The 24,436-nt window shown below is 32.3% G+C and carries 23 protein-coding genes, 1 tRNA gene and 1 rRNA gene; 8 read left to right on the forward strand and 17 right to left on the reverse strand.

What is annotated here, in order from left to right; genetic code table 11:
• Positions 1-76: 76 nt before the first annotated feature.
• Entirely contained in the window at positions 77-814 is a 738-nt protein-coding gene (locus PBV87_RS17745; RefSeq protein ID WP_271013190.1) for a tRNA threonylcarbamoyladenosine dehydratase, read from the reverse strand.
• 243 nt (positions 815-1,057) lie between these two features.
• On the opposite strand from PBV87_RS17745, the gene PBV87_RS17750 reads away from it, so the two are divergent.
• Positions 1,058-2,401, forward strand: a complete 1,344-nt coding sequence (locus PBV87_RS17750) for a YjiH family protein (RefSeq protein ID WP_271013191.1) — start codon at positions 1,058-1,060, stop codon at positions 2,399-2,401.
• A gap of 41 nt (positions 2,402-2,442) precedes the next feature.
• On the opposite strand, the gene PBV87_RS17755 is transcribed toward PBV87_RS17750, so the two are convergent.
• Positions 2,443-2,616 (reverse strand): hypothetical protein, encoded by a 174-nt coding sequence (locus PBV87_RS17755; RefSeq protein WP_271013192.1) that lies wholly within the window; start codon positions 2,614-2,616, stop codon positions 2,443-2,445.
• Positions 2,617-2,694: 78 nt separating this feature from the next.
• Positions 2,695-3,615 carry a DUF2812 domain-containing protein gene (locus PBV87_RS17760; RefSeq protein WP_271013193.1) on the reverse strand — a complete coding sequence of 307 codons (921 nt, stop codon included), beginning with the start codon at positions 3,613-3,615 and terminating at the stop codon, positions 2,695-2,697.
• A gap of 291 nt (positions 3,616-3,906) precedes the next feature.
• On the opposite strand from PBV87_RS17760, the gene fba reads away from it, so the two are divergent.
• Complete coding sequence (gene fba / locus PBV87_RS17765; protein ID WP_053982855.1) at positions 3,907-4,770, forward strand: class II fructose-1,6-bisphosphate aldolase; 864 nt, start codon at positions 3,907-3,909, stop codon at positions 4,768-4,770.
• A gap of 44 nt (positions 4,771-4,814) precedes the next feature.
• Here the strand turns inward: fba and PBV87_RS17770 are convergent, their stop codons facing one another.
• The 6 genes from PBV87_RS17770 to nadD all read right to left on the reverse strand — a co-directional run bounded on the left by PBV87_RS17770 (position 4,815) and on the right by nadD (position 9,652).
• The gene (locus PBV87_RS17770) at positions 4,815-5,732 is read right to left on the reverse strand and encodes a DUF4349 domain-containing protein (protein WP_271013194.1); all 918 of its coding nucleotides are present in this window, start codon (positions 5,730-5,732) and stop codon (positions 4,815-4,817) included.
• A 78-nt stretch (positions 5,733-5,810) separates the two neighbouring features.
• A complete protein-coding gene (gene buk / locus PBV87_RS17775; RefSeq protein ID WP_053982853.1) occupies positions 5,811-6,878 on the reverse strand; it encodes a butyrate kinase in 1,068 nt (355 codons plus the stop codon).
• Positions 6,879-6,978: 100 nt separating this feature from the next.
• A complete protein-coding gene (gene udk, locus PBV87_RS17780) occupies positions 6,979-7,596 on the reverse strand; it encodes a uridine kinase (protein WP_271013195.1) in 618 nt (205 codons plus the stop codon).
• A 73-nt stretch (positions 7,597-7,669) separates the two neighbouring features.
• Positions 7,670-8,110: a GNAT family N-acetyltransferase gene (locus PBV87_RS17785; RefSeq protein WP_053982851.1), complete on the reverse strand. Its 441-nt coding sequence runs from the start codon at positions 8,108-8,110 to the stop codon at positions 7,670-7,672.
• A 71-nt stretch (positions 8,111-8,181) separates the two neighbouring features.
• A complete protein-coding gene (nadE, locus tag PBV87_RS17790) occupies positions 8,182-8,913 on the reverse strand; it encodes an NAD(+) synthase (protein WP_053982850.1) in 732 nt (243 codons plus the stop codon).
• Positions 8,914-9,019: 106 nt separating this feature from the next.
• Positions 9,020-9,652 (reverse strand): nicotinate (nicotinamide) nucleotide adenylyltransferase, encoded by a 633-nt coding sequence (gene nadD, locus PBV87_RS17795; RefSeq protein ID WP_053982849.1) that lies wholly within the window; start codon positions 9,650-9,652, stop codon positions 9,020-9,022.
• 179 nt (positions 9,653-9,831) lie between these two features.
• Between nadD and PBV87_RS17800 the strand changes: the two genes are divergently transcribed.
• On the forward strand, positions 9,832-9,984 hold the full coding sequence (locus PBV87_RS17800) for a hypothetical protein (RefSeq protein WP_198524846.1): 153 nt from the start codon (positions 9,832-9,834) through the stop codon (positions 9,982-9,984).
• Between the two features lie 72 nt (positions 9,985-10,056).
• On the opposite strand, the gene PBV87_RS17805 is transcribed toward PBV87_RS17800, so the two are convergent.
• On the reverse strand, positions 10,057-11,166 hold the full coding sequence (locus PBV87_RS17805; protein ID WP_271013196.1) for a C39 family peptidase: 1,110 nt from the start codon (positions 11,164-11,166) through the stop codon (positions 10,057-10,059).
• Between the two features lie 420 nt (positions 11,167-11,586).
• Between PBV87_RS17805 and PBV87_RS17810 the strand changes: the two genes are divergently transcribed.
• Positions 11,587-11,733, forward strand: a complete 147-nt coding sequence (locus PBV87_RS17810; RefSeq protein WP_198524845.1) for a hypothetical protein — start codon at positions 11,587-11,589, stop codon at positions 11,731-11,733.
• A 119-nt stretch (positions 11,734-11,852) separates the two neighbouring features.
• Positions 11,853-13,514 carry a glutamine--tRNA ligase/YqeY domain fusion protein gene (locus PBV87_RS17815; RefSeq protein WP_053982847.1) on the forward strand — a complete coding sequence of 554 codons (1,662 nt, stop codon included), beginning with the start codon at positions 11,853-11,855 and terminating at the stop codon, positions 13,512-13,514.
• A 173-nt stretch (positions 13,515-13,687) separates the two neighbouring features.
• Here PBV87_RS17815 and PBV87_RS17820 read toward each other — a convergent pair whose 3' ends face one another.
• Together PBV87_RS17820 and PBV87_RS17825 are read right to left on the reverse strand one after the other, a co-directional pair.
• Positions 13,688-15,760 (reverse strand): serine hydrolase domain-containing protein, encoded by a 2,073-nt coding sequence (locus PBV87_RS17820; RefSeq protein ID WP_271013197.1) that lies wholly within the window; start codon positions 15,758-15,760, stop codon positions 13,688-13,690.
• A gap of 191 nt (positions 15,761-15,951) precedes the next feature.
• Complete coding sequence (locus PBV87_RS17825) at positions 15,952-17,007, reverse strand: peptidyl-prolyl cis-trans isomerase (protein WP_053982845.1); 1,056 nt, start codon at positions 17,005-17,007, stop codon at positions 15,952-15,954.
• Between the two features lie 389 nt (positions 17,008-17,396).
• On the opposite strand from PBV87_RS17825, the gene PBV87_RS17830 reads away from it, so the two are divergent.
• Both PBV87_RS17830 and PBV87_RS17835 read left to right on the forward strand, forming a co-directional pair.
• Positions 17,397-17,963 carry a TetR/AcrR family transcriptional regulator gene (locus PBV87_RS17830; RefSeq protein WP_053982844.1) on the forward strand — a complete coding sequence of 189 codons (567 nt, stop codon included), beginning with the start codon at positions 17,397-17,399 and terminating at the stop codon, positions 17,961-17,963.
• A 70-nt stretch (positions 17,964-18,033) separates the two neighbouring features.
• Positions 18,034-18,699, forward strand: coding sequence for a hypothetical protein (locus PBV87_RS17835; protein WP_271013198.1), 666 nt, complete (start codon positions 18,034-18,036; stop codon positions 18,697-18,699).
• A 49-nt stretch (positions 18,700-18,748) separates the two neighbouring features.
• Here the strand turns inward: PBV87_RS17835 and PBV87_RS17840 are convergent, their stop codons facing one another.
• Positions 18,749-19,150 carry a DUF2871 domain-containing protein gene (locus PBV87_RS17840; protein WP_053982842.1) on the reverse strand — a complete coding sequence of 134 codons (402 nt, stop codon included), beginning with the start codon at positions 19,148-19,150 and terminating at the stop codon, positions 18,749-18,751.
• A gap of 165 nt (positions 19,151-19,315) precedes the next feature.
• On the opposite strand from PBV87_RS17840, the gene PBV87_RS17845 reads away from it, so the two are divergent.
• On the forward strand, positions 19,316-20,530 hold the full coding sequence (locus PBV87_RS17845) for a L,D-transpeptidase (protein WP_053982841.1): 1,215 nt from the start codon (positions 19,316-19,318) through the stop codon (positions 20,528-20,530).
• Between the two features lie 49 nt (positions 20,531-20,579).
• Here PBV87_RS17845 and PBV87_RS17850 read toward each other — a convergent pair whose 3' ends face one another.
• The 4 genes from PBV87_RS17850 to rrf all read right to left on the reverse strand — a co-directional run bounded on the left by PBV87_RS17850 (position 20,580) and on the right by rrf (position 24,384).
• Positions 20,580-22,604, reverse strand: coding sequence for a YgiQ family radical SAM protein (locus PBV87_RS17850; RefSeq protein ID WP_271013199.1), 2,025 nt, complete (start codon positions 22,602-22,604; stop codon positions 20,580-20,582).
• 213 nt (positions 22,605-22,817) lie between these two features.
• A complete protein-coding gene (locus PBV87_RS17855; RefSeq protein ID WP_271013200.1) occupies positions 22,818-24,002 on the reverse strand; it encodes an MFS transporter in 1,185 nt (394 codons plus the stop codon).
• A 185-nt stretch (positions 24,003-24,187) separates the two neighbouring features.
• Positions 24,188-24,260: transfer RNA gene (locus tag PBV87_RS17860), tRNA-Val, on the reverse strand.
• A 6-nt stretch (positions 24,261-24,266) separates the two neighbouring features.
• Positions 24,267-24,384: ribosomal RNA gene (gene rrf / locus PBV87_RS17865) — 5S ribosomal RNA — on the reverse strand.
• Between the last annotated feature and the right edge of the window lie 52 nt (positions 24,385-24,436).

The following is a 24,436-nucleotide window of genomic DNA, read 5'->3' on the forward strand; positions in this document are numbered from 1 at the left end:
TTCTTCTGCTTATAAACCTACTTAGCAAAAAAAGGACACTGATTTTAATATCAGTGTCCTCGTAATTTTTATCTAATTATTTTTTATAACCTATAAGTTCTTTAATTACTTCACCTGCAATAATCAACCCTGATACAGATGGTACAAAAGCTACAGATGCAGGGATTTGTCTTCTTGTCCATGTACCTGGTTCTGGCACTTCACCTGTTGGTTCTGGTTGTGTTGGTTTGAGTGCTGGTTCTTTAGAATATACAACTTTAAGTTTCTTTACCCTACGTTTTTTAAGCTCATGACGCATAACTTTTGCTAATGGGCACACACTTGTTTTATAGATATCTGTTACTTCTAATTGTGTTGGATCTAATTTGTTCGCTGCACCCATAGCACTAATGATTGGAATATTCTTTTCTTTACATCTTACAATAAGATCAATTTTAGAAGTTACCATATCAATAGCATCTACAACATAATCATAGTCTTCATTTAATAGACTTTCTGCTGTTTCTGCATTATAGAGTGCTTCATAAGTTGTCACATTGGCTTCTGGATTAATAAGAAGCACACGTTCTTTCATAACTTCAACTTTTGGTTTACCTACTGTTTCTACCGTAGCATGAATTTGTCTATTAATATTAGATACACAAACAGTATCACTATCAATAAGCACTAAATTACCTACACCTGTTCTAGCAAGTGCTTCAACTGTATAAGAGCCTACTCCTCCTACACCAAAAACAGCTACTTTACTATTTTTTAATTTTTCTAATGCCTCTGTACCAAGTAGCATTTCTGTTCTTTGGAAAGCATGTAGCATACTTTTATCTCCTTTATCCAAACCTATTTAATAGGTTATCTTTGTTATTATTAATTCTTTCTTATTATAGCAAGAACTTACTTCTAGCACTAGGTAGTAATTCTACTTTTATGAAGGTTACATAAGTTACTTATTTTTATGCATGTTTATGTAAATTCATTATTGCATTTTTATTAGCATTAATTTATAATGATACAAGATAATACTTAACATAACAAATTTAAATATAGAGGGGAAATCATTATGAAAACGTATAAGACTAGTTCAATCATAAAGTTCATTATCCCATCATTAATTGGGATATTCTTATTTATGATTCCTTTTTCAGTCGATGGGGGAATTACAATTCCTGTAGCTATTCTGTCTAAATGGTTACAAGGACAACTCGCTAGTTTATTACCTGCTATCCTATTAGGGATTACTATTGTAACAGGTATTGGAACTATTGTAACAAAATGTATAAAACCTAAATTTATTATGGAAAATAAATTTTTAAATACTCTCTTTAATGTAACACCTGTATGGGTAGTTATTCGTCTTTTAAGTGTTGTATTCTTAACTTGTGCAGTATTTGAAGTTGGACCAGAAATGATCTATGGAGAATTAACAGGAGGACTTATTCTTAACGATTTACTTCCTATTCTGTTTACAATTTTCCTTTTTGCAGGATTATTTCTTCCACTTTTACTTAACTTCGGATTACTTGAATTTGTAGGTTCATTACTTGTTAAAGTTATGCGCCCAGTGTTCAAATTACCAGGACGTTCAGCAATTGACTGTATTGCGTCTTGGCTTGGAGATGGTACTATCGGCGTTCTTCTTACAAGTAAACAATACGAAGAAGGGTTCTATACAGAAAGAGAAGCTTGCGTTATCGGAACAACATTCTCTCTTGTTTCTATTACATTTACACTTGTTATTGCAGAAACAGTAGGGCTTAGCCATATGTTCATTCCATTTTATTTAACAGTAACACTTGCAAGTATCGTAGCTGCAATCGTAGTACCTAAGTTTGGACCTCTTGCTAAGAAAAAAGATGTTCTTGTAAATGGTACAAAACCTAATATGCAAGAAACACTTCCACAAGGTCATAATGCTTTTACTTTTGGATTTAAAAATGCTATTGATAAAGCTGAGCATCAAAGTATCACAACTTGTATCTTTAAAGATGGTGTTAAAAATGTAATTGATATGTGGTTTGCAGTTATTCCAATCGTTATGGGTGTTGGGACAATCGCACTGATTATTGCAGAATACACACCATTCTTCAAAATCATTGGATTACCATTCTATCCAGTACTTGCATTACTTGGTATTCCTGAAGCTATGGCAGCTTCTAGTACACTTATGGCTGGTTTTGCAGATATGCTCCTACCTTCCATTTTAGCTGGTGACATTGCTTCTGATATGACACGTTTTGTAGTTGCTTGTACATCTGTATCACAGCTTATCTACTTATCAGAAGTTGGGGCACTTTTACTCGGATCAAAGATTCCAGTGAACTTAAAAGAACTCTTCATTATCTTTATCCAAAGAACTTTAGTAACGCTTCCAGTAATTGCACTTGTAGCACACTTATTATTTTAATTTAAAAAGGGACCTTAAAGGGTCCCTTTTTAAATTAAATTTTATTGATAATCATCTAGTGTCTGAATGACTTGTTTAACAACCTTATCAATTGTAGCATTCCCAGTATAGTATAGGTCTATGACTAATTTTTCCTTTGAAGCAATTAACTTTACTCCATTACGTATCTCATAGATATAAAGTTGATCTAATACACTCTGTTCTATATAATTCATTTCTCTATATCCACTTTTAACCTTTCGTTCTAACAAGCAGTCAATGAATGATTTTGTTAATCCACTAAATTTAAGCTCTTATATCTCTTGTTGTAAATATGGACGTTCTACTTCAATCTCTTGGTTTATAGTTTTTCCTGTTTCATATACTACATATTTTACATTCATCAAAGACATAAATCCTTTATCGTAAACATCATATGTATTTATATTAGGCTCCCCTTCATCATCCAAATAATGTGTTGTAAAGTCTTTATCTGTCTCTAGTGCACTCAATCTTACAATCGGTACATTATTATTTTCTGTAGGTAACTCATCATAATACTGTGTATCTTCTTGCATGACACTCATTAAATAGATCATGCATCCACCAATTACTACTCCTGAAGCTATCAACCTTGCTCTATTTTTATTATATATTTTTTTATCCTCTGATTTATTTTCATCTATCATTCCCTTCTCTATTCTTAAGCCTAGTTGCTTTAATCCTCTATATTCACTAATTTGTTGCATACATAATATAAAAATGGTAAAAACCATAAACATATAGGACATAAAATCACCCGTTATTAATTCATATATAAAATTTGCATTTAAAAAAGAAGTAATTAAGGTAATTATCCATACTATCATTAGCATAAATATCACAGTCCCTTGCACTCTACATCCATCTAATAAACTTTTTATTTTTTGTTCTTCTTTTTTATCATCAATTTTTAATCGTTCTTTTGCATACTCTTCTTCTGAAACATATAAACAAAATTTATAAGGTGTATGAACCTTGTTCCATCCATCTGTTTCCTTATATTCTTTTTCTATGGATTCTTCATCTAACATAATTTTATAGATAAGTCGCTTAGGTTGTATTCGCTTTAACTTTATCCAAGTTTCCCCTAACTTTACAACTTCTAGCCCCTCTAATGCCAAATCCGATAGCCATTTTTCAAATTCTGTGGTTTGCCAATACATATACGGTACAATTTTATAGGTATACTCCATTGATTCTTCCCCCATTTTATACATTGATTACTATCTCTATTTTTACCTTAATTATACTACTTCTGTATAATTATCAAACTATTTAATTATTATAAATTATATCTTATTGATATTTCTTATATAATTTAACTATTAAATCTCTATTTTCACTTCCATTTTTAGTATATTAAAATTGTTGGTTTATATTTTCACAACTTGACATTTGGGGTATAATAAGAAAAGGCAAGGAAAAATCGATAGAATTTATCATTTTTCTCCAAATAGAATTCCATTATACGGAGGTTTTATATCATGTTAGTTTCTGCAAAAGAAATGCTTACTAAAGCTCGTGCTGGTAAATACGCTGTAGGTCAATTCAACATCAACAACTTAGAATGGACAAAAGCAGTATTATTAACAGCTCAAGAAAATAACTCACCAGTTATCTTAGGTGTATCAGAAGGTGCTGGTAAATACATGGGTGGTTACAAAACTATCGTTGGTATGGTAAACGGTTTAATCGAAGAATTAAACATTACTGTTCCAGTTGCTCTTCACTTAGATCACGGTAGCTACGAAGGAGCTAAAGCTGCTATGGCTGCTGGTTTCTCTTCAATCATGTTCGATGGTTCACACTACGCTATCGAAGAAAACATTGCTAAAACTACTGAATTAGTTGGTTTAACTTCAGAAAAAGGTCTTTCTTTAGAAGCTGAAGTTGGTTCAATCGGTGGAGAAGAAGATGGTGTTGTTGGTGCTGGTGAAATCGCTGATGCTAACGAATGTAAAGCTATTGCTGACTTAGGTGTAACAATGCTTGCTGCTGGTATCGGTAATATCCATGGTCAATACCCAGAGAACTGGAAAGGTTTAGCATTTGATGCATTAGCAGATATCGCTGCTGCTACAGGTGATATGCCTTTAGTATTACATGGTGGTACAGGTATTCCTGAAGAAATGATCAAAAAAGCTATCTCTTTAGGCGTAGCTAAAATCAACGTTAACACAGAATGTCAATTATCATTCGCTGAAGCTACACGTAAATATATCGAAGCTGGTAAAGACTTACAAGGTAAAGGATTTGACCCTCGTAAACTTTTAGGACCAGGTTTCGAAGCTATCAAAGCTACAGTTAAAGAAAAAATGGAATTATTCGGTTCTGTAAACCAAGCTTAATTCTTTTTATAAAAAAGGTGCCACTATGATAGTGGCACCTTTTTTTATTTATCATTATCTGTATGATTTTGTTTGTTTCTTTTGCTTCGTATGATCTTTATTACAATGACTATAATTGGTATAAGTATGATAAGAAATGGTAGGCTTCCTACAATAACTACGCATACATTTTGCAAAAGATCTACCAAGCCTTGTACAGACCTCATAAATGTGTTTTTAATGCGTTCTCCAAAAGTATCTTCTTTTATAGGTTCCACATAAACATCTGCTTCATCAATATAAATTTCTATTGTTGAATAGTCAATCAAGCTATCATACTTTTTAAGTGTACCTTTAAGAGATTCTATTTCATAAGTTACATTAGCTAACTCTTTTTCTATCTTGAATAACTTATCTAAGTCTCCTGCTTGTTTAAGTAATTCTTTAAGCCGTGCTGCTTGTATCTCTAGTGTTTGTAATCTAATTTCTGTATCCATGTATTGATCTGTAACATCTTCACCTTCGATACTCTTTGATGTTACATTTCCAAATTGCTCACTCTCATTCATAAATTTATCAAATTCAATATTAGGAATTCGGATACTTAAATAAGCAGACCTCCTACTATATGTATCATATAGGTCATTCCCCCCTATCGAGCAATTTTGAATGAATCCACCTATATTATTTACCTTATCCATGACTTGTTGTACTGTTACATCAAATGTCTTAGTCTGTAGATTAATCATTCCTGTTTTTATGACTTTTCTATTAAGCTTATTACTTGTATCAAACTGTATATTACTATTTCCTGTTGTACTATTTGAAGTATCCATAGTTGACTCTTGCTTTATTTCTTCTGTAGCAATTTCTGAAGTGACTTTGTCTGTATTAGATATGTATGATGCTGATGAACAACCATTTAATAGCAAGCTTATTCCTAATAATACTATTCCTAATAGATATCTTTTCTTTTGAAACATAAAAATCCCTCCTTATCTATACTCAATCATGACACACTTGTCTGAATATTTCAAGATAAGGAGGGATTTTTATTTATTTTATAATGTTTTTGCTGCTTCTTCGCCTCTTAATACACGTAATGCACCTTCAGCTAAAGCTAACATTTCTTCTTCACCTGGAATAATAATAACTTCTCCAATGAAATCAATACGTTCTTTAAGAAGACGTATAAATTGTTTTGAATAAGCTACACCACCTGTAATAACAATAGCATCTACTTTTCCTCTAAGAACTGTAGCCATTGCACCTACATTCTTAGAAATTTGATAAGCCATTGCTTCATAAAGCATTTTTGCTTCTTCATTTCCTTGTTCCATCATATCTTGAACATCTCTAACATCACTTGTTCCAAGGTATGCAGTAAGTCCTGCACGTTGAGAAACAAATTCTTTAAATTCTTGTGCTGATTTATACTCTCCTGAGAAACATAAATCAATTACTGATTCCACTGGAATTGAACCTGCACGTGTTGGTGCAAGAGGTCCATCACCATCAATAACGTTATTCACATCTACTACTTTACCAAGCTCATGAGCACCAATACTAATACCGCCACCAATGTGTACTACAATAAAGTTGCTTTCATCGTAACGTTTATTAAGTTGTTTTGCTGCACGTCTTGCTACTGCTTTTTGGTTAAGAGCATGGAATTTACTCTTTCTTCTAACACCTGGAATACCTGTTACTTTTGCAATAGGTGCCATTTCATCTACTGTTACTGGGTCTGTAATGTATGATGGAATATTAAGTTCTTTAGCCATATTATATCCAATAATACCTGCTAAGTTAGAAGCATGTACTACATCTGTAGATAATCTTGTAAATAAAGCTTCATCAATTGCATACGTACCACTTGGAATAGGTCCAATAAGACCACCTCTACAAGAAATAGCATTTAAATCTGTTAATTTGATTCCTTTTTCTTCAAGAAAACTTTCAATTTTTTCTTTACGATACTCATATTGATCAAGTAATGTAGCATAGGCATTAAGTTCTTCTGCTGGATGTCTTAATACTTGTTCAAATACTAACTCATTATTTTTAAATAAGGATACTTTTGTTGAAGTTGATCCTGGGTTAATAGTTAAAATATTATAGTTATTCATAGTAATGGCTCTCCTCAAAGTCACATTCTAGTCTATTTATAGTATTTAAAATTATATTAAGTTTTGGTGTAGCTTACTGTTGTTATATTATTTAACTTCTTTAGCGGTTAATAAAAGTACGAATTCTTTCTAAAAGCATTTCTAATGCTACAGAATTAAATCCACCTTCTGGTATAATAACATCTGCTCTTTTTTTACTAGGGTCTACAAATTGTTCATGCATTGGCTTAACAGTATTTAAGTATTGGCTTACTACAGAATCAATGTCTCTTCCTCTGTCTTTTACGTCTCTAATTACTCTACGTAAAATACGTACATCTGCATCTGTATCTACAAATACTTTAATATCACAAAGGTCACAAAGTTCTTTGTTCTCAAAGATTAAAATTCCTTCTACGATAATAACTTTAGCAGGTTTTACTTCTACACATTCTTCAAGTCTTGTGTGCTCCACAAATGAGTACACTGGATGATGAATAATTTCTCCATCTTTAAGTCTTTGAATATGTTCAATCATTAAATCAGTATCAAAAGCATCTGGGTGGTCATAATTTAATTTGACACGTTCTTCAAATGGTAAATTTGAATTTGATTTATAGTAATAATCATGGCAAAGCATTACAACATCATCACCAAAAGCCTCTTTTATTTTATTTGCTAAAGTAGTTTTACCTGAACCTGTGCCTCCAGCCATACCAATTACAATTATATGTTCCATAGTTTCCTCCACTCAATAGTTATAACTTTTTTCATCTATCATAACATATGTCATGTTCAGTTTCTACATTATGTTATTTCCATTTCATCTTTCTATGCTCAATTCCTTCTTCTAAGTAAGGCTCTGATATGACTTCAAATCCTAAACTTTCATAAAATGGAAGGATATAACTTTGTGCGGAAATCTTGATTTGATTATCCCTATTCTCTTCTTTAACAAATTCCATTGCTCTTTTCATCATTTCTCTTGCGAGACCTTGATTTCTATAGTTTTTATGTATACATACACGTCCTATAGAATGCTCATCATAAGCTACTCCGGCATCTAGTATACGGCAATACGCAACAACATTATCAGCATCATATAAAAAGACATGTGAAGCTTTCTTATCTCTATCATCTAAATCTTCATAAGAACACCCTTGTTCTCCTATAAATACCTCTAATCTTAACTTAATTACATCATATATTTCTTCTGGAGTAAGCTTATCAAATCTTTTGATTTGCCATGTCATCTTTATTCTTCTCTCCTTTTAATAACTATATCCCTCTTGGGTAGTTAGCAAGAGGGATGCTTGAGTTATACCTATTCTTCAGTATACCCTCTATAAATATATGGCATTTCACGTTTATGTTGGGTATTTCGGTGAGTTCTTTCAATAATTGCAAGTGACTCTTTATCCGTTGTCCCTGTTTTAATGTATTCTTCTATTGCTTTATAGGTGACACCCATCTCTTTTTCATCTGTTTGTCCTTCCCAAAGGCCTGCGGATGGTGCTTTTGTTAGGATTGGTTCTGGAACACCTAGTTCACGTCCTAGTTCTAACACTTCTTGCATTGTTAAATCACCTAGAGGATTAAAGTCATAGCCTCCATCGCCCCACTTAGTGAAATACCCCATCACCATTTCGCTTAAATTATCTGTTCCAATAACAAGATAGTTTAATGATTGAGCTACTGCATATAAAGTTGTCATACGAATACGTGGTTTAATATTAGCAGCTGCTAAGTCACTAATTTCTTGCTCTTGTTGTATTGTTTCTTTTAATGTATTAAAGGTACTTGCAATATTTACTTCAAGTAGTTTAATACCAAATGCATCTGCTACAAGGCGAGCATGTTCCATATCTGTAGATAAAGAATTACAAGGCATAGTAACTCCTACTACATTCTCTTTTCCCAAAGCACGTACACAAAGTGCAGTTACTGTAGCCGAATCTTTTCCACCACTTTCTCCAACTACAACACCTTTACATCCAGAGGCTTTGACATGCTCACGAATCCAATTTAATCTGTGTTCTAATCTCTTTTCATCCATTTACTGTCATTCCTTTCTTCAAGTATTGCAAATTATGTTCTTTTCATAATAAAAGCTAGTGTAAATCCATATTTCTTTCAAAATCATTATATCATAGTATATCATTTTACCCAATTTTATTATGTGAGGTCTCTACAACTGTATAGAGTCCTTTTTCCTTGATATAAAAATAAATTTCATCGGGTAACATATAACGTATGCTTTTTCCCTCTCTTAATTTATTTCGAAGCAACGTGGCACTAGAATCACTATGAATACTATCTTTTACTTTAATCAACCTATCTTTGTGTTTCTTTAATATTTCATCTTGCATAACAATCGTATTAAAATCATCTTGATCTCGCTCTAATACTAAACACTTAAACCTTTCTAAAATTTCTTGGTACCCTGGCCAAGAAGTTAGTACCTTTAAATTGTCTGTTCCTAATGTTAACCAGATTTCATGATCTTCATAAGCTTCTTGAAGACCTCTTAAAGTTTCAATACTATTGAGTAATACGGGTGAATCTATTTCTATGGTTGATACTTTAAAATGTGAATTACGTTTGCATACTAAATTAAGCATCTCAACTCTATAATGAGCACTTAGTAAGTCCTTTTTAGGATATAAATCTGATACTGGTACAAACATAATGCAATCTACTTCCTCAAAGTTACAGTAAATTTGCTCTGCTAAGGAAAAGTGTGAATTAGTAGGCGGATTAAAAGAACCTCCAAAAGCAACTATCACTTGTTTCATTCTTTAACCTCTTACTATATTTTATATTTTCTCTCATTCTTATTTTACTATGTGTAAGTGTGTCTTATTTCATTCTCTAAATAATCGCTTATCTAATATTTCCAGTATATAAAGAGCTTTAGTAATCCATCCTAATAGTAGTTAGAATTTAAATATGTTTATTAAAGGAGATTTTCAACATGCCTAAAGATAGTCAAATAGACAATAAACAAAAACGTATGGAAAAATGTAATTATCAAACTCCTCTTACAGCAGAAAATCAAAACCATAATCGTAATGCAAAAAAACATTCTATTCCTCGTGAAGGCTTCCAAAGCCAACATATTAATTAGTTTCTCTAATTAATAAAAGCCATCTACAATGAGTATAAACAATAACCTCATTGTAGATGGCTTTTTATTTAATTAATCTATTACTTTAATAGGCATACTATAAAAATTTTCTACCCATTCTTTATTTATATAAGTAATACCATCAATCATCTTATAGACCATATCTACTCTTTTACCTTCCATATTATAAGTCACTAGGTCTTTATCCGTAGGTTGTAATTTTAATTGACTATGATAATTTATCTGTTCTATTTTTGGTATTGCTTGATTGATACTCTTATCTACTTGAATAGATTTAAAAAGTTGTGGATCAATATTCTTTGCTTTTACATCTATAACTACTGAATATGTTTTTTCATCATATGAAACACCTGTAGAAGGGAAAACATTAGGTAACATTCTTGCCTGTATCCAAGTACCTTGTTCATCTACTGTAATAAAGTTTATATATGTAATATCTTCAATTAGAGCATTTTGCTTCTTAAGAACCTCAACCTTTGGAAGTGCTTTACTAGGTTTAATAGCTATCGCTTGTTTGCCCATATCAGACCATCTATTAATAACAATTTCCTTTTTATATTGCCTTTGCTTACCAACGTAAGGATCGTTAAGATAGATGTATTCATCATCGTACCCTATAGCCACCATTGCATGTTCTGGTGTTTTCCATTCTATTGTTTTACCTTCTAATGTAGTCCAATAGTTTTTTTTCTCATCTACATTCAGCATAGCTATGGTAGTCCAGAGCATAACTGGTTTCCCCTCATCTAATGCCTTATATATTTGGCTAAAGTCCCCACCACTTAAATCTTCTGCTCTACCTGGTAAGTATTTTTCTATTATAGGAAGAATAGCATCTTTATAAACACCAAATCCATTTTTACTAAATGGATCTCCTATAAATCCTTTATTCGGATCTCCTCCGTATAACTTTCCGTTACTTGTATAGGGTATTGGAACCTTTACAACTTCTTTAGCCACTTGTTGTTTAGAAACCTTAACTCCATTATATTGCAGTAGCATAGTCAATGCTGTTAACTCACATCCTGTTGGTAGTTCTGGATGTTGATTAATAATGGGTACTCCCTGAATCATAACTTTTTGACTTGCAAATAATCTCGGACTAATAAGAATAGTAACTAGTAAAATGTATGCTATATATATTCTTTTGTTTGCTTTCATTATACTAACCCCTTTACATTTTCTCCCAACTAAATTCCAATACCTCTATTATACTTAAATTAAACATTTTTGCAATAAATGATAATAGGTATAAAAAAAGTGAAGCAATTGGTTTATACCATCTGCTTCACCTTAAAGGGAGAGTACAATTAGCTTATTTTTCTTATGGTTTTTTTCATAACTCTTTTAATATCTCTAACCATTTCTTTCATTGCTGAACGTGTATTAGCCATCATTCAATCCCTCCTTAAATGAATACCTTGTTACATTCTTATTATTAGTAGTTTTTTTATATTTATTATAGCTTATTACTTCCTTAATCGGATTAAATTAACACTTTTATTTCAATCAATCTGCATAATCTTGTCCAAAGCTTAATATATTTAACTATAATCTTGTTTTATATTAGGGGGATAAAAAATGGCAAAAACAAAACGTGGCCCTTGGGCTAAAAAAGAAAAAAATTGGCGAGGTACTTGTCCACTCTGTAATAGACCACGTGTTAAACTCATGTGGGAAAAAAATAAAACTAAAGTTTGTAAGCAATGTGCAGCTAAAAAAGATTAAATTCTTCATAAATTTTTCATTTCAAAGGGCTTTAGCCCTTTATTTTTTTGGTCGATTGGATTAAAATAGAGGTAATATATAGAAATGAATTCTTTTTGAAGATTAGAGAGGTACTTCTTATGTCAAATGAAATAAATTCATCTAACTTTGTTAAAAACATTGTTATTGATGACCTTAACAGTGGAAAACATAAAGAAATTATTACACGTTTCCCACCTGAACCAAATGGCTACCTTCATATTGGACATGCCAAATCAATCTGCCTTAACTTTGGTTTAGGTGACGAATTTAACGGAAAAACAAACCTTCGTTTTGATGATACAAACCCTGTAAAAGAGGATACAGAGTACGTTGAATCTATCAAAGAAGACGTAAAGTGGCTTGGCTTTGATTGGGACAACCTTTACTTTGCATCTGATTACTTTGATATTATGTATGCTAAAGCCATCCTTCTTATTAAAAAGGGTCTAGCATATGTATGTGACCTTACACCAGAAGAAATGCGTGAATATCGTGGTACACTTAGCCAACCTGGTAAACCAAGCCCATATAGAGACCGTACTGTAGAAGAAAACTTAGACCTTCTTGAACGTATGAAAAATGGTGAATTCCCAGATGGTTCTAAAGTGCTTCGTGCGAAAATTGATATGGCTTCTCCAAATATCAACTTCCGTGACCCTATTATCTACCGTATTGCACATTCTACTCACCACAATACAGGTGATAAATGGTGTATCTATCCAATGTATGACTTTGCTCATCCATTAGAAGATGCTATTGAAGGCATTACACACTCTATTTGTACATTAGAGTTTGAAGACCATAGACCTCTCTATGATTGGTTTGTTCGTGAATGTGAGATGGAAAGCACTCCTCGCCAAATCGAGTTTGCACGTCTTAATATGACAAACACAGTTATGAGTAAACGTAAACTTAAACAACTTGTAGATGAGCATGTAGTTGATGGTTGGGACGACCCTCGTATGCCTACTATTGCTGGTCTTAGAAGACGTGGTTACACACCTGAAGCTATTCGTACATTCTGTCGTGAAATTGGTGTTTCTAAAGCAGATTCTACTGTAGATAGCCAAATGTTAGATTACTTCCTTCGTGAAGATCTTCTTCCAAAGGCACCTCTTCTTATGGCAGTTATGAAACCACTTAAACTTGTTATTACTAACTATCCTGAAGGACAAGTAGAAATGCTTGAAATCGAAAACAATGCTAAAGATGAGACTATGGGTACACGTCTTGTGCCATTCTCTCGTGAAATTTACATTGAACAAGAAGATTTCATGGAAGAACCAGCAAAAAAATACTTCCGTCTCTACCCTGGTAATGAAGTTCGCCTTAAAGGTGCTTACTTTGTTAAATGTACAGATGTTATCAAAGATGAAAACGGTAATGTTACAGAAATCCACTGTACTTATGACCCTGAAACAAAGAGTGGTTCTGGCTTTACAGGGCGTAAAGTTAAAGCTACTATCCATTGGGTTAATGCAAATGATGCAGTACCATGTGAGTTTAGATTATTTGAACCACTTATTTTAGATGACCTACCAGAAAACGAAGGTAAACACTTCTTAGAACAAATCAATCCAAATTCTCTTGAAATTGTTCAAGGATTCATTGAATCAACTGGTAGTAAAGACATTAAACCTTTAGATAAATTCCAATTCGTACGTCACGGTTTCTTCAATGTAGATAATAAATATACTACACCTGATCACCTTGTATTCAACCGTATCGTACCACTTAAAAGTTCTTTTAAACTCGGTTAACGTTTCCTTTCCATTTTATAGAGGAGTGTGGCACTATGTGTTACACTCCTTATTTAATTCTCTTTTTAATTAGAGTTAAGTGAAGCACTTCTAAGGACTTCACTTAAGAACTTAGTAGGAAACATTAAAAGAACACTACATGTTTATGTAGTGTTCTTTTATAAATTAAATCTTTATTTTAATTTGTAACTAAATTGTGCACCTGCTTCTCCTACAAATCCAATCATTCCGCCTTCTGGTAAAATGATTTCATTACTTTTTGTAAGGTAAGTATTTTCTACATTCAATCCATCTTTATCATAAACCATAATTGCACTTTCTTCTGGTACTTCCACTACAATGGTTTTTCCTGCTAATGTACTTGGTATGTTAAACCATCTTGTGTATCCTTCTTCACCAATTGTACAAATGGCTTCTTTAGCATTTGCTAAATCTTTAATTGCATCTATTGGCATATATATACCACCTTGTAGGTTCATATATTCTATACCCTCTTTTTCAAACATAGAAATATCACCTAAATCACGCCCACCACCACTTGGAAGTTGAACCACTGCTTGTGCCTCATTTTCACTAATGATTTTATTATTACTTACATAGCCCGGTAATTCATTTGTCATAGTTAACATTCCCACTGGAGCATTTAAGTAAACTTGGCTTGAATATTTTTCATTAAGAAGGTAATAAGGCTTACCTACTCTATTTTTCCATGCATCCTCTATTTTTTGATCAACACTTATAGCTTCAACCTTTTCTAATTGATACTCTGACACAGGTATGCTACCAAGCCCTGGAATAGTTTGTATACCTTCTACATATAAATAATCTTTTCCATTTTCTTCTGTTACAACGCTAACTCTTACACCTGTTTCTTTACTTACAAAATCCCCATCGGTTGTATAAACAAAGCTTTGTACTGGAACAGGCATATTATAACAAATAAGATTTAATACACCTTCGGAAGTAATCTCTACTCCATATACACCCATGCTATTGATATATATGTTATTTTGTTGTATAAGCTCTTGTGGCATTTCTATTTGCTCAGGTACCTCTACTGTAGGTGTTGGCTTAATTTCATCAATAATACCTTTTGCCTTAAGTTGTTCTAACAATATATCAGTTGCTAAAAACTGATTATAGGTACTTGCTCCACCTGATGATACAACTGCTGCTGCCATATTATACTCTGGTAGCACAATTAAGCTTGCATGATACAATAAGGTATCCCCACCTTTTACAAGCGCTTTAATGCCATATTCGTTAAATGGGTATGTATTTACATTATCCCATCCTAACCCAAATGCTAATCCAGCATTTTCTGCCTCAGCCCAGATACCTTTTTCAGCTTCATTTACTTCCATTGCATCTAAAGATACATCTAATAAGCTTTTTTCACTATCTCTCATAAATAGATTAGAAAACTTACAGAGATCTTCTGCTGTTGAATAAATGCCACCAGTCCCAATAACATTGGTACAATCCCTAGGTGTTAGTCCACCTGTCGTTGCTGTATATGTTCTTGCAAATTGTTCATCATTCACTTCATCTTGAGGTGTTTTAGTATTGTCTAATTCCATTGGAGTTGTTATATATGTATGTAGAAAACTTGTAAAGTCCATATTACTTACGCGTTCTACTATTATTTCTGCTAAGGTAAACCCATCATTACAATAAGTTGAATACTCTCCTGGATTAGCCTTTAAACGTTGTGTAGATAATTGTTTTAATAAATTATCATGTGCCTCTGTGTCAAAATCATCAAGTAAAAATGCATTATTAAAAGTAGATCCCATTAAACCTGATGAATGATTAAGTAACATTCTAACTGTAATCTCTTTATAACGTTCATCTTTCATTTTAAATTCCGGAATATAGGTTGTAACTGATTTATCTAGGTCTACTTTACCTTCTTCAACTAATTTCATAACAGCTGCTGTAGTGAACATTTTACTTGTAGAGCCTATACCATACATAGTATTTTGATCTAATGTCCCTGTTTCAGTTTTACTATATACACCTTCTACGCCTGATAGGACAATATCACCATTATCTATCAAAGCATACTGTAAACTGGTAGTCCCTAACATAGTAGTTTGTATTTTAGCCTTAGCTTGTGCAATCTGTTCTAGAGTATTTGTATTCTCTTGTTTGATTGCTACTACCTCCTGAGCGTGAATTGTCTGTACTGGCATTACTTGTGCTGCAAGCAATACTACTAAACTTAATAACCACTTCTTTTTCATATAAATCCCCTCATTTTCTTATACTATCTTCTAATTATATCTCTTATCCTTATCATAATTCATTTATCTATTGTTTACCATATTTAGCTTCTGACTTATACACTTTTCCCTTTGAAATGTCGTTTTCAGCTTTCTAATTCTTATAATAAATAAAAAATGAGGCCGTTCTAAACGACCCCATTTTTACTTTACTAATTTAATTTATCTTCAAAAATTTCTATAGTAGCTTTTTCTCTAATACCTTTAAGATATTCTTCAAATACACCATATTGCTTGTCTTGTAAAACAGTTTGCTCTGCCGCTGCTTTTACATCCTCAAATGGTGTTACAACTGGCTCACTTTGTACATCTGTAACTTTAATAAGGTGGTAACCAAATTGTGTTTTTACTGGTGCTGATACTTCTCCTTCTTTAAGGCCTTTAGCTCCTGCTAAGAAGTCTGCATCATATTGTTGTGAGTCATAAGGAATGTAGCCTAAGCTTCCACCTTGGTCTTTTGTTCCATCAGTTCCATATGTTGAAGCAAGTTCTTCGAATGTTTTACCTTCTTCATATTCTTTTTTAACTTGTTTAGCTTCATCTTCTGTTGCAACTAAGATGTGAGCCATATTTGCTCCAGCTGCTTTTGTATATTTTGCAATGTTGTCATCATAATAAGCTTTAACTTCATCTTCATTAGTAGTTACATCTTTTGTAACTAATTCCATTGTTTGAGCAATAATTAAGCTTTCTTTAATGAATTGGGAGTAAGTTTCTGGTGTTAAACCTTGTTGTGCTAATGCTGTTTCATATGCTTCATCTGTTGTAATACCATTAGCTTGTTTAACTTGCTCAATTTGTTCTTTTATTTCTTCATCTGTAACATTAATGCCATTTTCACCTGCTTGTTGAACAACTAATTTAGACTCAATTAAGTAATCTAAAATAAGTTTTTGTTGTTCTTTATAGTAAGCCATAGCATCTTCATTTTCTTTGAAGTTTTCTCCAAATTGCATCATAAGAAGTTGCTCAAGGTATACAAGCTCAGAATTTAAATCAGCAAGAGAGATTGTCTCACCATTAACATCGGCAACAACAATTTTTTCTTGTTCCGCTTTTTCTTTATCTGTTTCTTCTTGAGTTTTTTCTTGTGCTGCTGCATTGGTTGTATCTTCATTTGATTTTGCTTCTGCTTGGCTACATCCTACAGCTGCTACAGTGATTGCTGCTAATCCTAAGATTGCAACGAGTTTCTTAAATTTTTTCATCTTGATTCTCCCTACGTATTTTTAATTATTCTTATTATAACTTAAAAATCTTAACAACATTTAAATAAAATATATATACTTTATGATGATACTATCTATGATACTTGTTTTTTTCTAATTATGCTATACTATTTTAACAATAAATAAAAACTGTTTCAATCAAAACATGGCTCCTACTCCTTGTTTAGTTGAAACAGTTTTTGTTATGTGCTTATTGTATGTGCTCTCTTAGTATGTCATTTATTAACCTTATTCTATTCATTTATTCTCTTAAGCTAATTTAATAAACTAGAGCTGAATTTATATTTCTTAAATCTATACAAAAGCTATTGACTATAGCGTATTAATATTTTATTATATGAACATAGTTCATTTAGAGAGGTGAAAATATGTCACGTACTATTAATAACCCAAGGGAATTAATTTTGTCTACCTCTTCTAATATCGCACACGAAGAAGGGCTATCTGCTGTTAATATGCGTCGAGTGGCCAAAGAATGTGATATTGCATTAGGTACGATTTATAATTATTTTCCAAATAAGATGGATCTCATCGTTGCTATTATTGAAGATTTTTGGAATAATTGTTTTAAAGAGTTTCACCATGCTTATGATCCTAATCTAGACTTTTTTAAACAGCTTGAAGTTCTTTATTTCTATATGTTTAATTATCTAGAACAATTTAGAAGTTCTTGGTTAAAAGAATTAGCTAATCTTACTGATCTAAATAAACAGTATGGAAAGGAACGAGAACTTGCTTATATGAGGCATTTTTTACAAGTTTTTGAGGAACTTTTAGAAACACATCGCCTACAATTTGAACCTAATATTTATGAATCCTTAGGCAAACATCAAATTGTAGACTTTATTCTCTCGAATTTTTTAATAATGCTTAAAAAACGTCAACGTGACTATCAATACTTTGATCTTATTTTAAAAAAACTTTTACTGCCTTAATCATATCTTTTATAGATATGATTTTTTCAGCCATCTAAATGAACATCGTTCAAAACAAGGAGGATTTTTTATGCAAGCTATTATGGAAACATTATTTGATGTGGTTTATTTATCAACAGTTATTATTTGGGGACTACAAATGATTTTAAAAGGGAAAAATACATATGTAAAATTATTTGGTTATATGTCTGTCTTACTTGGATTTGGTGATGCATTCCATCTCATTCCTAGAGCATACGGCCTACTTACTATAGGTCTTGAGGCTAATGCTACTGCCCTTGGAATTGGTAAGTTTATTACTTCTATCACAATGACTATCTTCTACGTTGTACTTTATAAGATCTGGCAAGTACGATTTAATAAGACAAAAGAAGAAACTAAAGTTCTTACTACCAGTATTTATACTTTAGCACTCATTCGTATTATTCTTTGTTTCTTCCCTGCTAATGATTGGCTTAACTATAATGCTCCTATCTCTTGGGGTATCTATCGTAATATTCCTTTTGCTATCATGGGAATTATTATGATTGTTATTATGTATCAAGAAGCTCGTAAACATCAAGATAAAGACTATATCTACATGGCTATCGCAGTATTTCTTTCATTCTTCTTCTATGTTCCAGTTGTTCTTTGGGGCACAACTATTAGAATCGTAGGTATGCTTATGATTCCTAAAACATTAGCTTATGTATGGATTGTATTAATTGGATATAAAGACTTTAGACGTAGTAAATAACTACCTAAAGAAAGAGGTGTTGCATGAATGCAATACCTCTTTTCTATTATTAATTATCTTTAATTGCTTTTCCTAATAAAATCATAAACCAAATTAAAGCACCACCCATAAGAGCATGTGCAAGCCCAGCCATATGGCTTAGTCCAGCCATATCTAGCCCTTTAACTTCTAAAATACCTCTTACTAGCATAGTTACAATAACTGCTACGAATGAAATATTATAGAATATAAACCATACTTTACTTTGTTTTAGCCCATTTATATTGAAGTTTTTTTCAAGTAATAATACAATCATAAAAAAGATAAATCCTAATACGATTACATGAGTATGTAAACCTCTTAATACAGTTTGCCCTTCAAATCCTAGCATTTTAGTAAATTCTCTATAGAATACACCTAAACCTAATCCTAAAACCAGATAAATAAACGCTGTATTATAATACTTTTTCATTTTCCACCTCTAATTTAATAATAATTATTATTTTTTACCAAGATATATTATATCATTATTCATACAAAATACTAGTGTAAAATAAACGTAATATTACAATGCGTATAATTAAACTCCTCCTTCAATATATATAATATCAATTCTATTTCTGTAAAGAGGTGTCCTATGAAAAAAGTTAGTGTCATTCTGTTATTTTGTTTTTTCTTAACAACTCCTTTATTTGCTGCTAATATAATGTCTACTAATCCATTGGGTAAGCTCTCACAATCCAATGTTGAATTAGATTTTAATGGTGAAAAAGTTTCTACCTATACAGCATTTAAATCTGATTATGTCCCTGTTTCTTCATTACGCTCTATAGGATTTCCCATTGATTATGATATCACCTCTGGTAAAGTCGTTATCAATAGTCCTTCTCTAATTTCTTCACCTACTTCCCAAGCTCTTTCCTTTAAAAATAACTCTTTTGCTCTTTATGAATCCGACGTATGGATTGGCGATTTTAAAACCCATGCTATTGTATCCGAAGATAATGTTCTTATTCCTATAGGTGCTCTACGCCAGCTTTATCATATAGATATTACTGATACTACTTACCACATGACCCCAAAAGAACCTCTACATATTATTGCTAACTCTAATACTATTACCAACAATCTTCCCACACCTATCACTGTATCCCTCATTGATTTATATTGGGATAATGGTTTTATTATGCAACCTAGTAACTATGACCTCTCTCCTCTAGAAACACGTTCTCGTACAATGAATGTATTACATGATAATAAAAAGTATATTACTACTATTATTAAGCAAGCTACTGGTCGAGAACTCAATTATAATAATGGAAGTATGTTTGGCCAAACAAATGACTTACTCTTTGACTATTATACTAAGCTAAAATATTTAGATTTATCTTCTTTGGGTGATCCTATTGATTTTGATACATTGATATGGGCTGAATCTACCATAAATTCTAAGAATATGTCTAGTAAGACTAAGTACCTCGTTTGGACCAATATAGATTTACAACGAACATTTATTTTTGAAGGTAGTACTGGAAATTGGAAGTTAAAAAAATACTTCCTCTGCTCAACGGGCAAGAGTTCTTCTCCAACACCAAAAGGATCTTATGAACTCACTAGAAAAGTTCCTTACTTTGGCGTTGAAAAAGGATATCGTTGTAAGAATGCATTCGGTTTTATAGGTACGACTTATCTCTATCATTCTGTAATGTTTGATAAAACAGGTTCTTATCTTCTTCAAGGTAAAGGTGAACTTGGAGCACGTGCCTCTGCTGGTTGCATACGTCTCTCTGTTGAAAATAGTGAATGGTTCTATAGTAATATGTTAAGCGGTACTAAGGTATTTATAGATTAATAAAAAAAGCTCACATTAAATGTGAGCTTTTTATTAATTTCTATTAAATCTAACGTTTTTTAGACGGTCTACTTGAAGTTTTACTACTACTTCTATTCGTATTGGTATTTACTGTTTTACCTTTTTGATGACCTTGTGATTTACCACTTGTTTGTTTTCTTGAACCACTATTATTTCTTGATGATTTTTGGCCTCTATTATTGCCTTGAGCTTGACCTCTATCATCATTTCTTCCTTGACCTTGTCCTTTGCTATGCCCACCTCTACCAAAGCGGTCTTCGCGTGGTCTAATTAAACATTTTGGCCCATATCCAATAAGATCTAATCTTCCTGCTTTAACAAGTGCCGCATATACGATATCGTACTTCTTAGGATTGCTAAATTGAAGGAGTGCACGTTGCATTGCTTTTTCTTCTTTAGTACGTGGAATATATACCTCTTCCATTGTCATAGGATCTAATCCTGTATAGAACATAGTGGTTGAAAGTGTCCCTGGTGTAGGATAAAAATCTTGTACTTGTTCTGGTTGGTAATGGATATCTCTTAGATATTCTGCCAGTTCAATAGCTGTATCTAATGTACTACCTGGATGGCTAGACATAAGGTATGGAATAATATATTGTTTCTTACCAAGTTGTTCATTAATCTTGAAGAACTTTTCTCTAAAACGGTCATAAGTTTTACCTGCTGGTTTACCCATGTATTTTAGAACTTTGGCTGAAATGTGCTCTGGCGCAACTTTAAGCTGTCCACTTACATGATGCTCAATAAGTTCTCTAAAGAATGTGTCATCCTTATCTGCCATAATGTAGTCATAGCGTAATCCTGAACGTACAAATACTTTTTTAACCTTAGGAATTTCACGCATTTTTCTAAGTACGCCTAAATATTCTTTATGATCTACATCCATGTTCTTACATAAAGTTGGAGCTAAACATTCTTTATGCTTACATACACCAGCCTTAAGTTGCTTTGAACAAGCTGGTCCCCTAAAGTTAGCTGTAGGACCACCTACGTCATGAATATATCCTTTGAAGTCTGGTAAGTTTGTCATTTCTTCAGCTTCTTGTAAAATAGATTCTTCACTTCTACTTTGTACAATACGTCCTTGGTGGAATGTTAAGGCACAGAAATGGCAACTTCCAAAACATCCTCTAGAACTTACAATACTAAACTTAACTTCTTCTATAGCTGGAATACCACCATCTTTTTCATAAATTGGATGATAAGTCTTCATATAAGGTAAAGCATATACTTTGTCCAGTTCTTCTCTTGTTAAAGGCATTGCTGGTTTATTTTGTACTAAATACTTATTGCCATGTTGTTGAATGATTGTTTTACCTGTAATAGGATCTTGTTCTTGATACTGTACTTTAAAGGCTTGTGCATACTTAATCTTATCTTCACTAACTTCTTTAAAAGAAGGAATCTCTACATAATCATACACATATTCTTTATCATCTACTAAGAAACATGTCCCATTAATAAAGGAAATATATTTTGCACGTAAGCCATCATTTAAAGCATTCGCTACTTCAACAATTTGGTTTTCACTCATACCATAAACAAGTAAATCAGCTCCACTATCTACTAAAATAGATTTACGTACGCTATTACTCCAGTAATCATAATGTGCAAAACGTCTAAGGCTCGCCTCAATACCACCAATTACAATATCTACATCTCTATAAGCTTCTCTAATCTTATTACAATATACTATTGTAGAACGGTCTGGTCTAAGCCCCATTTTCCCACCTGGTGAATAAAGATCCTTATCTCTCATCCTCTTAGAAACAGAGTAATGATTAACCATAGGATCCATATTTCCACCATTAACTAGGAAAGCAAGTCTTGGCTTCCCAAGCTTCATAAAATCATCTGTTGTTTTCCAATCTGGTTGAGCAATAATCCCAACCTTATAACCTGCTGACTCTAACACACGAGATATAATAGCTGTTCCAAAACTATGATGATCTACATAAGCATCTGCTGTTACAAGTACAAAGTCACATTGATCCCAACCACGCTCTATCATATCTTCTTTACATATTGGCAAAAAGTTTTTTTCGCTCATAAAGTTTATATTTCCTCTCTATCATTATGTTCTGCTGAACATATTCATTGTTTATATTTTAAATTGTTACTCTCATACTCAATTTAGTAGCATCCAAACTCCTAATATTACTAAATCTATATATAGTTTACTATTACTATATAATAGACTACCTTGTATCATAACATTTTTTCATTAAAAAAGGAACTTGATTAAGTTCCTTTCCACTTTATTCTATACTCTTTTTAGCTTCTTAGTTTCCTTTATAAGCATTGGCACAATCAATAACAGTGCAATACATGTAATAGCTAAGTAAGATACCCCGAATACACTTAATCCTAATGCATTTAAAGTATTGCCAATGAATAAATTAAGTATACCTGGCACAATAGAGACTTGCATTACAACTGATAACAAGTACGCTGTTGAGCGTTCCTTCTCAGGTACTACTTGTGCAATAATATAATTTTGAGCTGGTAATGTTAAGCCGACTATAAAACCTTGTAGTAATGTACTTATAATAACCATTATATAATGACTACTTAAACTTAAAATAATCCATCTTATACAAAGTACTATTGCTCCTATAAAAAAGGCCCTATATGGTTTTTGTTCTACTCTAAACTTATGTGAAATTCCTAAGATCAAAATCTCAAAAATAGCAAGTATAAAAGGAAATGCTACGATAAGTGTCTCTGGACAATTCATCTTAATAAGAAGCGTTTGACTTCCGTATCCTGCTGCTGAATTCATAGAGCCATATGTAAATGCAATAATAAAGAAAATAACTAAATACTGCTTATTCTTAAATAAGTGTATGACACCTACTTTTTCACCTATTTTCTCATTTATAATCTCTTCATCTTCTAATCTTACTATTGGTAGCTGATAAAATAATAAAGCACTCATTAATGTAATAATAATTCCTGTAAGCATTACTAATGATTGGTTTGCAAATAGGAGAATAATAGGTGCTATCATTCCGGCAATAGCTCCACCTAAAGTACCTATCCTTCTTACTTTTCCATAAGGGATATTTGCTTTCTTAGTAATATTAATCATATACTCCTCACAAATACTTCCTAATGGTTGTGTTAATAAGGTTCTTATAAGAGCAATTACAAAAAAGAGAATAAAATTATTTGTAAAATATAATAGCAACAAAGATACTCCATTTATTACTATATTAAAGGTTCCCCATCTTGTTAGTGCTTTACTTTTATCTAATATCTTTCCCCATATAAATACTGCCGGAATTGCTACTAATGGAATAATACCCATAATTAAACTAATCTGTTGATCCGAAAATTGCTTGGTGGTACTTAAGAAAAGTATATACACATTATTAACAAATGACCCACCAATAACATTAATTAAATATGTAAGTGAAAATAGCTGAACTACTTTTTTAATCTCCATTTCTAATCTCCTGTTACCCCATTTTATGAATTACTACGTATAACTATTATGCCTATGTAGTCTGTTATATAAGTGTATTATACTCTTATTTTAAATTTATTCTATATTAAATCATTCTAATTATTTTACGACATACAAAAATCCCCTAGACCTATTATTCAATAAGCCTAGAGGATTTTTTTTAGTGGTCGCTATAGGGCTCGAACCTATGACCCCCTGCTTGTAAGGCAGGTGCTCTCCCAGCTGAGCTAAGCGACCATGGGAATTTGGCAGCCACCTACTCTCCCGGTCCGTCTCCAGACAAGTACCATCGGCCGACTAGGTCTTAACCTACGTGTTCGGTATGGGAACGGGTGTGTCCCCTAGTCGCATCGCCACCAAAAATATTTGAGTATTCTTTTTCTTATACTCTCAAAAACAAATACTGCAATCAT

The organism is Holtiella tumoricola (genome assembly GCF_027857615.1).
Lineage (GTDB): Bacteria > Bacillota > Clostridia > Lachnospirales > Cellulosilyticaceae > Holtiella > Holtiella tumoricola.

Coding starts and splice junctions, on each gene's coding strand:
- PBV87_RS17745 (WP_271013190.1), bottom strand. CDS start 814: ATGCTACATGCTTTCCAAAGAACAGAAATGCTACTTGGTACAGAGGCA.
- PBV87_RS17750 (WP_271013191.1), top strand. CDS start 1,058: ATGAAAACGTATAAGACTAGTTCAATCATAAAGTTCATTATCCCATCA.
- PBV87_RS17755 (WP_271013192.1), bottom strand. CDS start 2,616: ATGAATTATATAGAACAGAGTGTATTAGATCAACTTTATATCTATGAG.
- PBV87_RS17760 (WP_271013193.1), bottom strand. CDS start 3,615: ATGGAGTATACCTATAAAATTGTACCGTATATGTATTGGCAAACCACA.
- fba (WP_053982855.1), top strand. CDS start 3,907: ATGTTAGTTTCTGCAAAAGAAATGCTTACTAAAGCTCGTGCTGGTAAA.
- PBV87_RS17770 (WP_271013194.1), bottom strand. CDS start 5,732: ATGTTTCAAAAGAAAAGATATCTATTAGGAATAGTATTATTAGGAATA.
- buk (WP_053982853.1), bottom strand. CDS start 6,878: ATGAATAACTATAATATTTTAACTATTAACCCAGGATCAACTTCAACA.
- udk (WP_271013195.1), bottom strand. CDS start 7,596: ATGGAACATATAATTGTAATTGGTATGGCTGGAGGCACAGGTTCAGGT.
- PBV87_RS17785 (WP_053982851.1), bottom strand. CDS start 8,110: ATGACATGGCAAATCAAAAGATTTGATAAGCTTACTCCAGAAGAAATA.
- nadE (WP_053982850.1), bottom strand. CDS start 8,913: ATGGATGAAAAGAGATTAGAACACAGATTAAATTGGATTCGTGAGCAT.
- nadD (WP_053982849.1), bottom strand. CDS start 9,652: ATGAAACAAGTGATAGTTGCTTTTGGAGGTTCTTTTAATCCGCCTACT.
- PBV87_RS17800 (WP_198524846.1), top strand. CDS start 9,832: ATGCCTAAAGATAGTCAAATAGACAATAAACAAAAACGTATGGAAAAA.
- PBV87_RS17805 (WP_271013196.1), bottom strand. CDS start 11,166: ATGAAAGCAAACAAAAGAATATATATAGCATACATTTTACTAGTTACT.
- PBV87_RS17810 (WP_198524845.1), top strand. CDS start 11,587: ATGGCAAAAACAAAACGTGGCCCTTGGGCTAAAAAAGAAAAAAATTGG.
- PBV87_RS17815 (WP_053982847.1), top strand. CDS start 11,853: ATGTCAAATGAAATAAATTCATCTAACTTTGTTAAAAACATTGTTATT.
- PBV87_RS17820 (WP_271013197.1), bottom strand. CDS start 15,760: ATGAAAAAGAAGTGGTTATTAAGTTTAGTAGTATTGCTTGCAGCACAA.
- PBV87_RS17825 (WP_053982845.1), bottom strand. CDS start 17,007: ATGAAAAAATTTAAGAAACTCGTTGCAATCTTAGGATTAGCAGCAATC.
- PBV87_RS17830 (WP_053982844.1), top strand. CDS start 17,397: ATGTCACGTACTATTAATAACCCAAGGGAATTAATTTTGTCTACCTCT.
- PBV87_RS17835 (WP_271013198.1), top strand. CDS start 18,034: ATGCAAGCTATTATGGAAACATTATTTGATGTGGTTTATTTATCAACA.
- PBV87_RS17840 (WP_053982842.1), bottom strand. CDS start 19,150: ATGAAAAAGTATTATAATACAGCGTTTATTTATCTGGTTTTAGGATTA.
- PBV87_RS17845 (WP_053982841.1), top strand. CDS start 19,316: ATGAAAAAAGTTAGTGTCATTCTGTTATTTTGTTTTTTCTTAACAACT.
- PBV87_RS17850 (WP_271013199.1), bottom strand. CDS start 22,604: ATGAGCGAAAAAAACTTTTTGCCAATATGTAAAGAAGATATGATAGAG.
- PBV87_RS17855 (WP_271013200.1), bottom strand. CDS start 24,002: ATGGAGATTAAAAAAGTAGTTCAGCTATTTTCACTTACATATTTAATT.